Origin of the sequence: Bdellovibrio sp. HCB274, from assembly GCF_047306075.1 — a bacterium.
Taxonomy (GTDB): domain Bacteria; phylum Bdellovibrionota; class Bdellovibrionia; order Bdellovibrionales; family Bdellovibrionaceae; genus Bdellovibrio.
In genome coordinates this window covers 150,315-162,867 of record NZ_CP178623.1, presented here as the reverse complement: position 1 = coordinate 162,867, position 12,553 = coordinate 150,315, and the positions used below count along the sequence as shown (strand labels likewise).

The 12,553-nt window shown below is 45.9% G+C and carries 12 protein-coding genes; 6 read left to right on the top strand and 6 right to left on the bottom strand.

Going from position 1 to position 12,553, the window contains the following annotated elements; translation table 11 throughout:
- Positions 1–45: 45 nt before the first annotated feature.
- The 6 genes from ACLWNV_RS00825 to ACLWNV_RS00800 are packed head-to-tail and all read right to left on the bottom strand — an operon-like array spanning position 46 to position 5,760.
- Positions 46–606, bottom strand: coding sequence for a NifU family protein (locus ACLWNV_RS00825; RefSeq protein WP_413585999.1), 561 nt, complete (start codon positions 604–606; stop codon positions 46–48).
- Complete coding sequence (locus tag ACLWNV_RS00820) at positions 603–1,832, bottom strand: aminotransferase class V-fold PLP-dependent enzyme (protein ID WP_413585998.1); 1,230 nt, start codon at positions 1,830–1,832, stop codon at positions 603–605. The genes ACLWNV_RS00825 and ACLWNV_RS00820 overlap by 4 nt, the downstream gene beginning before the upstream one ends.
- Before the next feature lie 9 nt (positions 1,833–1,841).
- Positions 1,842–3,098, bottom strand: a complete 1,257-nt coding sequence (gene sufD / locus ACLWNV_RS00815; protein WP_413585997.1) for a Fe-S cluster assembly protein SufD — start codon at positions 3,096–3,098, stop codon at positions 1,842–1,844.
- 10 nt (positions 3,099–3,108) lie between these two features.
- Positions 3,109–3,861, bottom strand: a complete 753-nt coding sequence (sufC, locus tag ACLWNV_RS00810) for a Fe-S cluster assembly ATPase SufC (RefSeq protein WP_142698578.1) — start codon at positions 3,859–3,861, stop codon at positions 3,109–3,111.
- Positions 3,862–3,863: 2 nt separating this feature from the next.
- Entirely contained in the window at positions 3,864–5,312 is a 1,449-nt protein-coding gene (gene sufB / locus ACLWNV_RS00805) for a Fe-S cluster assembly protein SufB (protein WP_413585996.1), read from the bottom strand.
- Positions 5,305–5,760, bottom strand: coding sequence for an RrF2 family transcriptional regulator (locus ACLWNV_RS00800; RefSeq protein ID WP_413585995.1), 456 nt, complete (start codon positions 5,758–5,760; stop codon positions 5,305–5,307). Before ACLWNV_RS00800 ends, sufB begins: the two co-directional genes overlap by 8 nt.
- 166 nt (positions 5,761–5,926) lie before the next feature.
- On the opposite strand from ACLWNV_RS00800, the gene ACLWNV_RS00795 reads away from it, so the two are divergent.
- The 6 genes from ACLWNV_RS00795 (at position 5,927) to ACLWNV_RS00770 (ending at position 12,545) form a co-directional block, all read left to right on the top strand.
- Entirely contained in the window at positions 5,927–6,790 is an 864-nt protein-coding gene (locus ACLWNV_RS00795; protein ID WP_413585994.1) for a hypothetical protein, read from the top strand.
- Between the two features lie 84 nt (positions 6,791–6,874).
- Positions 6,875–7,612 carry a protein TolQ gene (gene tolQ, locus ACLWNV_RS00790; RefSeq protein ID WP_413585993.1) on the top strand — a complete coding sequence of 246 codons (738 nt, stop codon included), beginning with the start codon at positions 6,875–6,877 and terminating at the stop codon, positions 7,610–7,612.
- A 3-nt stretch (positions 7,613–7,615) separates the two neighbouring features.
- A complete protein-coding gene (locus tag ACLWNV_RS00785) occupies positions 7,616–8,035 on the top strand; it encodes an ExbD/TolR family protein (RefSeq protein WP_413585992.1) in 420 nt (139 codons plus the stop codon).
- A complete protein-coding gene (locus ACLWNV_RS00780; protein ID WP_413585991.1) occupies positions 8,032–8,847 on the top strand; it encodes a TonB family protein in 816 nt (271 codons plus the stop codon). Before ACLWNV_RS00785 ends, ACLWNV_RS00780 begins: the two co-directional genes overlap by 4 nt.
- 10 nt (positions 8,848–8,857) lie before the next feature.
- Complete coding sequence (locus ACLWNV_RS00775) at positions 8,858–10,249, top strand: translocation protein TolB (protein ID WP_413585990.1); 1,392 nt, start codon at positions 8,858–8,860, stop codon at positions 10,247–10,249.
- 61 nt (positions 10,250–10,310) lie between these two features.
- A complete protein-coding gene (locus ACLWNV_RS00770) occupies positions 10,311–12,545 on the top strand; it encodes a glutamine-synthetase adenylyltransferase (RefSeq protein WP_413585989.1) in 2,235 nt (744 codons plus the stop codon).
- The last annotated feature ends 8 nt before the right edge of the window (positions 12,546–12,553 follow it).

Below are 12,553 nucleotides of genomic sequence, written 5' to 3'. Positions count from 1 at the left end.
ACCACCGATCGGTTCTGCGCCGCATCCGTAAGTAGGACCTGGCACCTATAGAGGGATGACTTCGATGGTTGGGTTGAATTGGTCGCGAAGGATTCCCTCGATGGCCATCAATGTACCGCTGGTGGCGCTTGGGCACGTACCGCAGGCGCCTTGGTAAAATACGTAGAGTTTGTTTTCCTCGTATTTTACCACGTCCAAGTCCCCACCGTCGCCTTGCAGACCTGGACGTACGGTTTCATCCAAGATCTCTTCGATGCGTTGAACTTCCGGCGGAAGTCCCGCGCGACGAAGTTTCTTTTCGTCAGCTTGAGTTTGATTTGGATTATGGATCGGCATGCGAGTTTGAATAACTGCACACGCGTTCTTTTGAATCTCTTCCGGATCAGAATCAAAACTGTGAGTGATCGTGATCACATTTTGGAATAAATGCACCTGGCGCACACCTTCCACCTGGAAAAGGCTTGAAGCCAAAGGGCTTTGCTCAGCCTCCTGGATAGTGGTGTAAGTCGCCTTGCCCTCGGTTAATACCGGGCGGTCCAAAACGAATTTCCATGCGTTTGGATTTGGCGTGGCTTGAATTCTGATTAATACATCCTGCGTACTCATAACAATAACTCCCGGGCTTTCACCACGGCTTTAACTAAAGCATCAACATCTTCACGACTATTATACACTGAAAAAGAGGCGCGCACTGTCCCCGGAACCCCAAGTCTAGCCATCAACGGCTGAGTGCAATGGTGACCGGCTCGAACTGCGACACCTTCCTGATCCAAAATCTGGCCCACATCTGAGTGATGAGCCCCTTTCAGATTAAAGGACACCAACGGGCCCTTGTCTTTGGAAGTTCCATAGATTTTCAAATCTGGAATCTCCAAAAGCTTGTCTGTGGCGTATTTCAAAACATCCATTTCATAGGCATGGATCTTATCCAAGCCGATTTTTTCCACGAACTCAATCGCAGCAGCGGTCCCAATCGCACCTTCAATATGCGGAGTCCCCGCCTCAAAGCGCGTCGGCACATCATTGTACGTGGTTTTTTCGATGGTCACTTTTGAAATCATGGAACCACCACCCTGATAAGGCGGCAAAGTGTCCAAAATTTCTTTCTTACCGTAAACCGCTCCAAATCCAAATGGACCGAAAAGTTTGTGAGCAGAAAATACGAAGAAATCCACGTCCCAGGCTTTCACATCCACTTTTTGTTGCGACACGATTTGTGCGCCATCCACCAGCACCTTGGCACCGGCTGCGTGAGCAAGTTTGGTTAAGCCCGCCACGTCGACATTTGTGCCCAATACGTTGGAGCTTGCCGTGAACGCGACCATTTTGGTTTTGCTGTTCAATTTCCTTTTGAAATCTTCAACATCCAATTCGCCATTATCCAGAATATCCACTGCGACAACTTTGGCGCCGATTTTTTCAGCAACCATTTGCCAAGGAACGATATTCGCGTGGTGCTCCATAATGGTGATCAAAATTTCATCGCCCGCCTTAAGGTTTTCAGCACCCCAAGTATTTGCCACGAAATTCACACCTTCAGTTGTGCCACGAACAAAAATAATTTCCTCAACCTGTCCCGCCCCCAGGAAGTTCGCAATTTTATGGCGAGCCCCCTCGAAGCCCTGAGTCGCGATGTCCGCCAGATAGTGGGCACCACGATGAACATTTGAAGATTCATACAGATAAAAATGCGCGATACGATCAATCACTGATTTTGGTTTTAGTGTGGTCGCACCGCTATCCAGATAAAACAACTTCTTGCCGTGGACCTTTTGGGTCAACGCTGGAAACTCATTTCGAATTTCTGCAAAAAGCTCGTTTAAGTTGCTCATCTTACCTTCTTAGTTCAGATGCAAGCGCGCAAACGCTTCATCCAAATGTTTGGTTAACCATTTCTGAATACGCTCATCTGAAACTTTGTACAAAACTTCAGACAGGTAACCGTAACTTAACATCGCAATCGCTTTGTCCTTAGGGATCGCACGCGACAGCAGATAGAAAAGCTCTTCTTTATTCAACTGACCCACCGTTGAACCGTGGCCCGCTTTGACGTCGTCCGCATGCACTTCGATAGAAGGCTTACTGTCCGCTTCAGCTTTGTTGCTTAAAAGAAGATTGTTATTCAGCTGCGAGGAGTCCGCTTTCTGCGCGTCTTTTTGAATCAGGATTTTTCCGATGAAAGCCGAGCGGCCCGAACCATCCAAAATACCTTTATACAGCTGATGAGTTGCACACTCCCCAACCGCATGATCAATCAACGTCGTATTATCAACGTGCTGAGTTCCCTGAACCGCATAGATTCCAAGAACCTGTGACGTCGAGCCTTTTTCTTTCAAAACCAAATCAAAGTTATGACGGGAAAGTTGTGCGCCAGTCGAGAAAGCCAGGCTTTCAAGGTTTGCATGCTTACCCAGACTGATTCTGGTGCGGCCGATATTTACGGCATTCAGGCTTTCTGCCTGCACACGCACGTAAATAACATTGGCGCTATCGCCCACCTGCAAATCGAAAACTGAATTTGCAAAGTAAGAGGCACCACTTGCTCCATAGTGACTTTCAAGGATGCGCACAGAAGATCTTGCACCCACTTCCATGCAGATGCGCGGATTTGTCATCACTGCATTGGCAGATTCATTGGAAGTGAAAAAGACGAAATTCACAGGTTTTTCAACAGAGGTGTCTTTCGTGACATGCACAAAGTACGGAGTCTCTGAGTAGGCACCGTTTAAGGCGTCAAATGTATCATCAAACTTTTCTGAGTATTCAGATTGCTCACGGATATTCAAACCCATTGGCAAATCCGATGACAGCGTCTTGTTGAAGGCACCGTTAAAGAAAACCAGATTTGTGAATTCCGGATTCAATACTTTTTGAATAGCCACCATCGTGTCATGAGCTGGAGAAACCGCATTCAATGCACTTGGCAGGAAGCTGTTATCAGCCAGAACTTTAACACTGGTATAGTGCCACTCTTCATCCTTGCGGGTTGGAAGACCCTTTTTCAAGGCATAGTCATAACCCGCCTGACGGAAGGCTGCCAAAGCGCCTTTCGCCGGGTGTGCTTGACTGAATTTTTCGTAAGTCGAAAGTAAATTCATAGCCCTGTCCTTAGTTGATCAACCAGTCGTAACCTTTTTCCTCAAGCTTCAACGCCAGGGAAGAGTCACCGGTTTCAACAATTTTTCCACCAAGAAGTACGTGAACGTAGTCAGGTTTAATATAATCAAGCAAACGCTGATAGTGAGTAACCAGGATGATCGCATTGTCTTTACGACGAAGTTTATTCACGCCATCTGAAACCACGCGAAGAGCATCGATATCCAGACCGGAATCTGTTTCATCAAGTAGTGCCAGGCGCGGAGACAAAACCGCCATCTGAAGGATTTCGTTTTTCTTTTTCTCACCACCAGAAAAACCTGTGTTCACCGGACGATCCAGGTACTCGGGTTTCATGGAAACAAGTTTCAATTTTTGCACCAGGAATTCACGGAACTCGCCCTCAGGCATTGGCTCGGAACCTTGATGTTGCAATACCGAGTTAAAAGCTGTGTGCAGGAATGTGAAGTTGGAAACTCCCGGAACCTCAATTGGATATTGGAATGCCAGGAAGATACCTTCTTTAGCTCTTTCATCCGGAGCCAGCTCCAAAAGATTCTGCATCATGAAATTGACTTCGTATTTAACTTCGCCGGAAGTCACTTCGTAAGCCGGATGGCCCGCAAGAACTTTGGACAAAGTCGATTTACCGGAACCGTTTGGTCCCATGATCGCATGAACTTCGCCGGCTTTAACTGTCAAGTTTAAGCCTTTTAGAATTTCTTTTTCTTCAACACGTGCATGTAAATTCTTAATTTCCAACATAATTAACCTACGCTATTTTCCAATTTCATTTCAATCAACTTCACGGCTTCTACAGCGAACTCCAAAGGAAGCTCTTTGAAAACTTCCTTACAGAAACCATTTACCAGCATTGAAATTGTTTTTTCCATATCCAAGCCACGCGATTGCAAATAGAAGATCTGATCTTCACTGATACGTGAAGTCGTTGCTTCGTGTTCGATCGTTGCGGTTTTATTTTTTACTTCAATATAAGGGAACGTACTTGCAGAGCACTTATCACCCACCAGCATGGAATCGCACTGGGAGTAGTTTCGTGCGTTTTCTGCTGAAGGCATGATTTTCACCTGACCACGGTAAGCATTCGAAGACTTATCAGTAGAAATACCCTTGGAGATGATTGTCGATTTGGTGTTCTTACCAATGTGAATCATCTTAGTGCCAGTATCTGCCTGCATCAGATCGTGAGTCAGTGCTACTGAATAGAATGCGCCCTCGGAACCATCACCTTGCAGAATGCAAGAAGGATACTTCCAGGTGATTGCAGAACCGGATTCAACCTGAGTCCATGAGATTTTAGAGTTCTTGCCGGCAGCCTTACCACGTTTAGTAACGAAGTTATAAATGCCGCCCTTACCTTCTTTATCACCCGTGTACCAATTTTGAACTGTCGAGTATTTGATCTCGGCATTGTCGTGGGCGATCAACTCAACCACAGCTGCGTGAAGTTGGTTTTCATCACGCTGAGGAGCCGTACAACCCTCAAGGTAATTCACATATCCACCTTCGTCACAAACAAGCAAAGTTCTTTCGAACTGGCCTGTGTCCTTAGCGTTGATACGGAAATAAGTCGAAAGATCGATCGGGCAACGCACACCTTTAGGGATGTAACAGAAAGAACCGTCAGTAAAGACAGCTGCATTCAATGCCGCATAGAAATTGTCTGTGTATGGAACCACGGAACCCAGATATTTTTTTACAAGTTCCGGATGTTTCGCAACTGCTTCAGAAATAGAGCAGAAGATCACTCCCGCTTTTTCCAGAACTTCATTGTGAGTTGTACCGACAGAAACGGAGTCAAAGACCACGTCAACTGCGATACCAGAGATACGTTTTTGCTCGGACAAAGGAATGCCCAGTTTTTCGAAAGTCTTCACCAACTCGGGATCAAGATCTTCCATGGATTTTGGCTTATCAGTATCCGATTTTTTCTTAGGCGCTGAATAGTAACGAATCGCCTGGAAATCGATCGCAGGATAAGAAACATGCGCCCAAGTTGGCTCAGTCAGAGTCAACCAGTGACGGTAAGCTTTCAAACGATAATCCAGCATCCACTCTGGCTCATTCTTTTTACCAGAGATCAGCTTAATGATTTCTTCGGTCAAACCCAGTGGGGCCTGATCCATTTCAATATCGGTTGTGAAACCGTATTTGTATTCGTACGAATCCAGAGGGTTGTTCTTGTTGTTATCCATGAATCACCGTCTCTGATGAGGATTTTTTCGACATCGCAGTTCTTTCAACTAAAAGATCTTTCAAACTGACGGATTTATAAAAGTCAGTGAGCTTGTTATTTAAAGTCGTAATCGGGGAAACAATGTTGCAAGTCCCTTGGATCTCGCAAGGTGCTTCCTTGTGCAGGCATTTCACGAGTGCTGTCGGACCTTCGATCACTTCCACCAGATCATGGATGGAAACTTTTGCGAGGTCCTTAGTGATTTGATAACCACCGTTGGCACCGTACTCAGCGCGAAGAAATCCGCCTTTTTGTGCCATCTGTTGCATCACACGAGCAGTTGCATCAAAAGGAGTATTAAAGGCATCTGAAACCTCTTTTGCAGAAGTCAGCTCCCCTGGAATTTTTTGGCTCATATATTTTAAAGCCATCAATGCGTATTCTAATTTCCGATTGATCTTATTCATGTGCTCACCCGACTATTACGATCCAGTTATCTAATAGAAAGCCAATTGAAAAACAAGATGAAATACGCCTAATTTTAGCGTATTTAAGATTGTGACAGGAATCTTTCCGCTAGTTTGGAAAAAAGGTGCTGATTTCGACATCTTAGGGTGCTATACCAAGGCCCATATGCGAGTACTGTTAGCAACAATTGCGTCTCTTACGATGGTTGGTTTTATTATCCTTATGACCCGTATTTGGGGATTAGGACAAACCTTCACTGAATACAAATCCCCATTTTTCGACGGGCAAACTCCGTATGTATCTGTAAAGACTCATACTTTAGCAAAAATGGCTGAGGCCATCGATGCTCGCCCGGACGTGATTATTTGGGCTGACGTGCGTATTTCCAAAAATCGCGTGCCCTTCATTCTGCCTCCAAGCCGTGACGTTGAATTTTTGAACGCCAAACTTGAAGAGCAAAAGGCAAATCCAACAGCTCAGATCATGCAGGGTAACAAGCTTTCTGATTATCCTTGGGAGCAGATCAATGAGTTCTATAAAAGCACTCCCGCTTTGAAAGAACTGTACGAGAAATTTCCAAATACGCGTTTCATTTTAAATGTGGTTGATAACGTCACTGATGTTGATGCGATTGTCTCGGAAGCCTTGCAGGGCTTGAAGTCTGAGCATCGCACCCTTGCCCAGAGCGACACTAATTTGATTATTTATGCGATCAAAAGCCTGCAACCCACCTGGTTGTTTGGAACGGGCCGCCCGGATTTGATGCGCCTTTTGAGCTTTGATTCATTATGGGTTTTGCCTTCGACTCAATTTAAAGGCGACGTATTTATTGCTCCATTTAAAATCCTGGGTCGTCCCGCATTTAACGGTAACGTGCTTGCAGAAATGCGCCGTCGTCACAAAAAAATCTTTCTTATTGTTGAAAACGAGGAAGAGTTCAAACGCGCGATGGACTATCAAGCTGATGGATTTATCAGCAACGACATCCTTCAACTGAATAACTGGCTGACTCAGTACTCTAAAAAATAGCACGACGATGGTCCTGCGACATAGGGACATCGTGGGTTGATCTCAGGACCTTTTGGGCATAAGGTTGAACATGGAGGTCCATCTATGTTTCCACTTTTTGTCCAGGCTGCTGAGGCCGCACCTTCTGTATCGGTTAATACGAGCTCGTGGGATGCAATTGCACAGGCTAGTCCTGTTGTTCAGTTAACACTTTTGATCTTGATCGTTTTATCTGTGTTTTGTTGGGCTATCGGCTACACAAAGTTTCAACAATTTAAAAAGATGCGCACGGCTGACGATCTTTTCCTGAACAAATTCTGGAAAGTGAATTCTTTGGATTCTCTTTACGAAGATATCGATCAATATAAAGACTCTTCTGTTGCCCGCGTTTTCAAAGCGGCTTACCTGGAAATGAAAAAGATTTCCGAATCTCCCCTTTTGGCACGCACTGAAAATGACAAGCCGATTTTGTCTGGTATCGACAATCTTGAGCGCATCATTAATAAAGCGACTGAAAACGAAATCTCCAAACTTGAATCCCGTCTGACTGTTTTGGCAACTACCGGCAGTACGGGTCCATTCATCGGTTTGTTTGGTACAGTATGGGGGATCATGCAATCCTTCCATAAAATCGGCCAAACAGGTTCTGCAAGTTTGGCAGTTGTGGCGCCGGGTATTTCGGAAGCCCTGATTGCAACCGCGATCGGTCTGGCAGCAGCAATCCCTGCGGTGGTTTTGTATAACGGATTTATCTCTCGCATTCGCAGACAAGAAATTACTTTGAACAACTTTGGCGCAGACTTCCTGAACATTGTTAAACGCAACTTCTTTCAAGGAAACTAAGTCATGGGTATGGGTGGCGGCGGCGGCAAAAAAAGCCGCGCGACATTAAGTGAAATCAATGTGACGCCTTTGGTGGACGTCATGCTGGTTCTTCTGATCATGTTCATGGTGACAACTCCCCTGATGCAACAAGGGATCGACGTGGATCTTCCCAAGACTTCGTCATCCGGGGTCGAGATGAACGAAGAACCTTTCGTTCTGGTGATTGCCGCTGATCAAAAGATGACCATTGCAAAAACACGTATTCAGATGGCCGAGCTTAAACCAAAGTTGAAAGCTATCTTTGAACATAAAAAGAACAAACAAGTATTCATCCAGGCAGATCGCAAAGTGGATTACGGCTTCGTCGCGGAAGCTATGGCGGAAGTGCGCGCTGCAGGGATCTTTAACATCGGACTGGTTACGTTACCTAAAGACAAGTGAGCCAAGTTAATACAGAAAAACCTCAGACTGATTCACTCAACCGCGGCCTGGCGATCTCCTTTGGTCTGCACGTGGGCCTATTGGTTTTCTTTATCGTAAAGGCCACCTTCTTCACTCCGGAAGCGATTGATTTCACTCAAGCCGTCCGTGTTGATATGGTTGGACTGCCTGACAAACTTGATCCGAATAATTTACCACCAAAACCTGAAGCAAAAGAGAATCCCAAGCCTGCTCCAAAACCGGAACCGGTTGTGGAAAAGCCTGCGGAAAAAAAGCCAGAACCTGTTAAGCCGGAAGTTAAACTTCCAACCAAGCAGGATAAAAAAGACGATGGCGTAAATCTGGAAAAAGTAAAATCCAAACAGAACGATGCTTTGGATAAACTTAAAGCCATGGCAGCAATTGAAAAACTGAAAGAGGAAGCCAAGAAACCAGCACCTGTATCTGGTACGGGCAAATCCACTGCAGATGCGGCTCCAATCAAAGGCAATCAAGTGTCGCCCGGAACATCGCTTACGGGACTGACAAAACTGCAGCACGACACTTATGGTGCTGATCTTGATCGTCACATCAAACAGCACTGGGCACTGCCCGAGTGGCTGGCAAAACGAGATTTAAAAGCACAAGCGCGTGTATATATTGATTCCCGTGGAAACATTTTAGATCGTAAAATTGTTAAATCGAGTGGAAATCCCGAATATGACGAACAGGTTCTTGCGACATTGGATCGCTCGGCACCTTTTCCGGCTCCGCCTGAGAAATTTCAATCACTTGTCAGCGTGGACGGGATTCTAATCGGCTTCCCAGAATAAGGAGATACCTATGATCCGACTTCTATGTGTGGTACTTGCATTCGCAGCCTTTGCACAAACCGGCATGGCCCAGGAAAATGGCAGTGGCATTTACATTAAATTAGGTGAAGCTCGCACAAAGAAAAGTCTTATGGCTTTTCCAGCACTTCAATATTTCGGCACTCCAGCAACGGCTTCACGCTATCATGCAACAGGTGCTGAAATCTTCAATGTCGTAAATAACGACCTGGCTGTTTCATCATACTTTCAGTTTATCGATTCAAAAGCGTTTCTTGAGGATCCAAGCAAAACGGGACTGACACCAGCTCCGGGCAATCCAGCGGGATTTAAATTCCAAAGCTGGTCTGCGATTGGCGCTGACTTCCTGATTCGCGCGGGTTTCTCGATCGCCGGTAACGATGTAACTTTGGAAACTTATCTCTACTCAGTCAGCAAAGCGAGCCTGATCGCGGGCAAAAAGTATAAAGGCCCCGTTTCCAGTGCCCGCCGTATCGGTCATACTTTTGCAAATGATATTCTTAAAGCCCTGACAGGCACAGAAGGTATGTTCCTGTCCCGCATGGTTCTGACTTCTGACCGTGCTGGCGGTCAGGCGCGCGAAGTGTACATTATGGATTGGGACAGTGCGAACTCCATGCAGATTTCAAAACACTCCAGTGTGGCGATTTCTCCGGCATGGTCCCCTGATGGCACAAAAGTCGCTTATACTTCTTACGTAAAACGTGTTGGTTCCAAATTCAGAAATGCTGACATGTTGTTGTTGGATCTTAAATCAGGCAAACGCTCTTTGATTTCTTATCGTCAGGGTATTAACTCGGGCGCTTCGTTCTCTCCGGATGGAAAAACAATCTTTCTGACGATTTCCCAAGGCACAAGCCCGGACGTTTACAAGATGACTTATGACGGTACTTTGCAGGGCAAAATCACCAACGGCCCGGCGGGTGCGATGAACGTTGAACCGACTGTTTGCCCTGGTGATGCCAATAAAGTGGCTTTCTCTTCCGATCGTGCGGGTAAGCCGATGATCTACACAATGGATGCAAATGGGGGAAATGTAAAACGTCTGACTTTTGCCGGAGTTTTCAACTCATCGCCGTCCTGGTCACCTGATTGCAAAAAGATCGCCTTCGCCGGACAAAGCGATAACAACTTTGATATCTTCGTTATGAACTCTGATGGCTCTGACATGATCCGCCTGACTTCTGCCAAAAAACCAAATGGTAAAATGTCATCGAACGAAGACCCTTCTTTCTCTCCTGATGGACGCTTTGTGATGTACACAAGCAACCGTACGGGAAAAAATCAGGTTTATCTTTCGACTGTAGATGGCAGCGAAGAACGTCGTGTAACTAATGACAATTACAACTACTTCAAGCCGAAGTGGTCTGTAAACCTTGATTAATTCCTCCTTTGAGTCCTCTTTAAGAGTCAAACGCAACGGGATCTGGTCCCGTTGCGCAAGTTTGGCCAAGTCCAATTCCCAAGACCCACTTAAAATCTGCCATGACTGGAGTGCTGCTGCTGACGAGCTTTTAAAAGAAGCTTTTGCGCAGTGCTTTTCAGATGGTGATGTCGCACTTTTTGCCTTGGGCAAATTAGGATCCAGCGAACTGAATTTAAGTTCCGATGTGGATCTTTTGCTGGTTGCAAACAGCGAAGATGAAAGACACCTTAAAAATCTTAGAAAATTTCAAAAGGTTTTAAGCGAGCGCACTGCTGACGGCTTTGTGTTTCGCTTGGATTTTGAGTTGCGTCCCGGCGGCCGCCACGGCCCACTTATCCCCACCATCGAACACTTCCGCGATTACTATGGCAATTACGGCGAAACGTGGGAGCGCCTGGCCTTCGTCAGGCTTCGCGCGATCTACGGCAGTGAAAGTGTTATTACTGACGTCACTTCGTTTGCGCGGAAATTTTCTTATCGTCGCCACTTGGACTTCACGCTTTTTGACGATCTAAAACATCTTCGCGGAAAAATTCAAAATCACTACCAGCCGCTAACAGCAATCGACGCGATTGATTTAAAAATGGGTGTTGGTGGAATTCGTGATCTGGAACTATTCACTCACGCCCTTTTGGTGGTCCACGGTGGAAAAGATCATTCACTGCAACTACGGGGGACAGTTGAGGCTTTGCAGGCTTTAGCTGCTAAAGCCCTTTTACCAAAGGCGGAATCAGACTTTCTGATTTCTCACTATGGAAATTTGCGGGGACTTGAAAATTACGTTCAGGCTTTAAACGATGAACAAACGCATTTATTGAAACTTAATGAAGTTCATCCAGAGTTTGTCGTCACCGCTCTTAAAACTCTGACCTCCGAAATGAATCATTGCGATCAGATTGTTAAATCCCTGCTGGGTGAAGCACCTGTCAGCACGTCTTTGGAAAATGAATTGGCTCAGTTGGGGCTGCCCGAGTCGGAGATTCAGGATCTGTGGAATGAAATCATTGAACAGGAAGTGCTCTCCCGAAACAAGGGACGCGACGAGAATGCGCGCAAAGCATTCTTGCATGAGTTTATTCAGACATTGAAAGTTCAGGGAGGCGACAGCCATCGGGCTTTGTCATTCCTGAAAGATTTTATTCGCAGCACACGCGCCAAAGCCAGTTTCTTCACTCTATTACTTCGGGAAAAAGAGCTGATGAAGAAACTCGCGTGGCTCTTTGCTCACTCCCCTTATTTGTCACGCATCCTGTGCAGTCGTCCTGAGCTTTTGGATTCCTTTGTATATCGCGCTCAAAACAGTCTTTCTGAAGATTTGGGATTGATGCTGGAAGAGCTTGCGGAAAAAAAGCTTTTGTCCGAGTTGGTGAATGGAAGTCTTTATCTGGAAGAGCGCAACCTTACTGAGCTCTTAAAGAATTTAACGTTCACTGCAGATACAACTGCCACAGCTTTGTTAAGTGCTTTGAAAAAAGATTTCCCCTGTTCTGTGCAAATTCTTGCGCTAGGCAAATGGGGCGGCCGCGAGTTGGGATTTAAGTCAGATCTTGATTTCATTTTCGTGATTACCGGTGAACCGTCTGACAACGATTTCAAATTGGCGAAACGTTTTATCTCGCGCATGACAGAACCCCACCGTGGCGGAAGTATTTATTCCATCGACATGCGCCTGCGCCCTTCCGGGAAAGCAGGTCCTATTGTTATTCCCCTGGATGATTTGCAAAAATACCTGGCGCAGGAATCTGAACCCTGGGAACGTCAGGCTTATTTAAAAGCGCGATGGATTGATTATGCGGGGCCTTCTCTTTCGCTGGAATTTATTGATAAAGGTTTGAGCGCTGAACAACTGATCGAACTGAATCGCATTCGTACGGAATTAATCACGACGTCACCGGATGTGAATTTAAAATTCAGCGAAGGCGGAATGGTTGATGTGGAACTTGCTATTCAGGCAGTTTTGCTAAGTGAAAAGATCGCGCCGCCAGATACTTCCACAGAGTCATTTCTGACTGCAAAACAAGCAATTGCCCCCGAGTTGATTGCGAACTACGTCTATTTGCGTCAAGTCGAACAGATGTTGCAACTGATAGCGTCAGAGGCAACGGCGGAAGTGTCCTTAAATCACGAGTCCTTTCATAATCTTGCTGTGGCGTTTAATACTTCGCCTTCAAAGCTTCTGGCAGAGATCTCCAAGAGAGTTTCGGACAACGTAGCTATCTTGAAGGCACTTGACCCTCGTCGGGGCCCTCACTAATAGTTGTC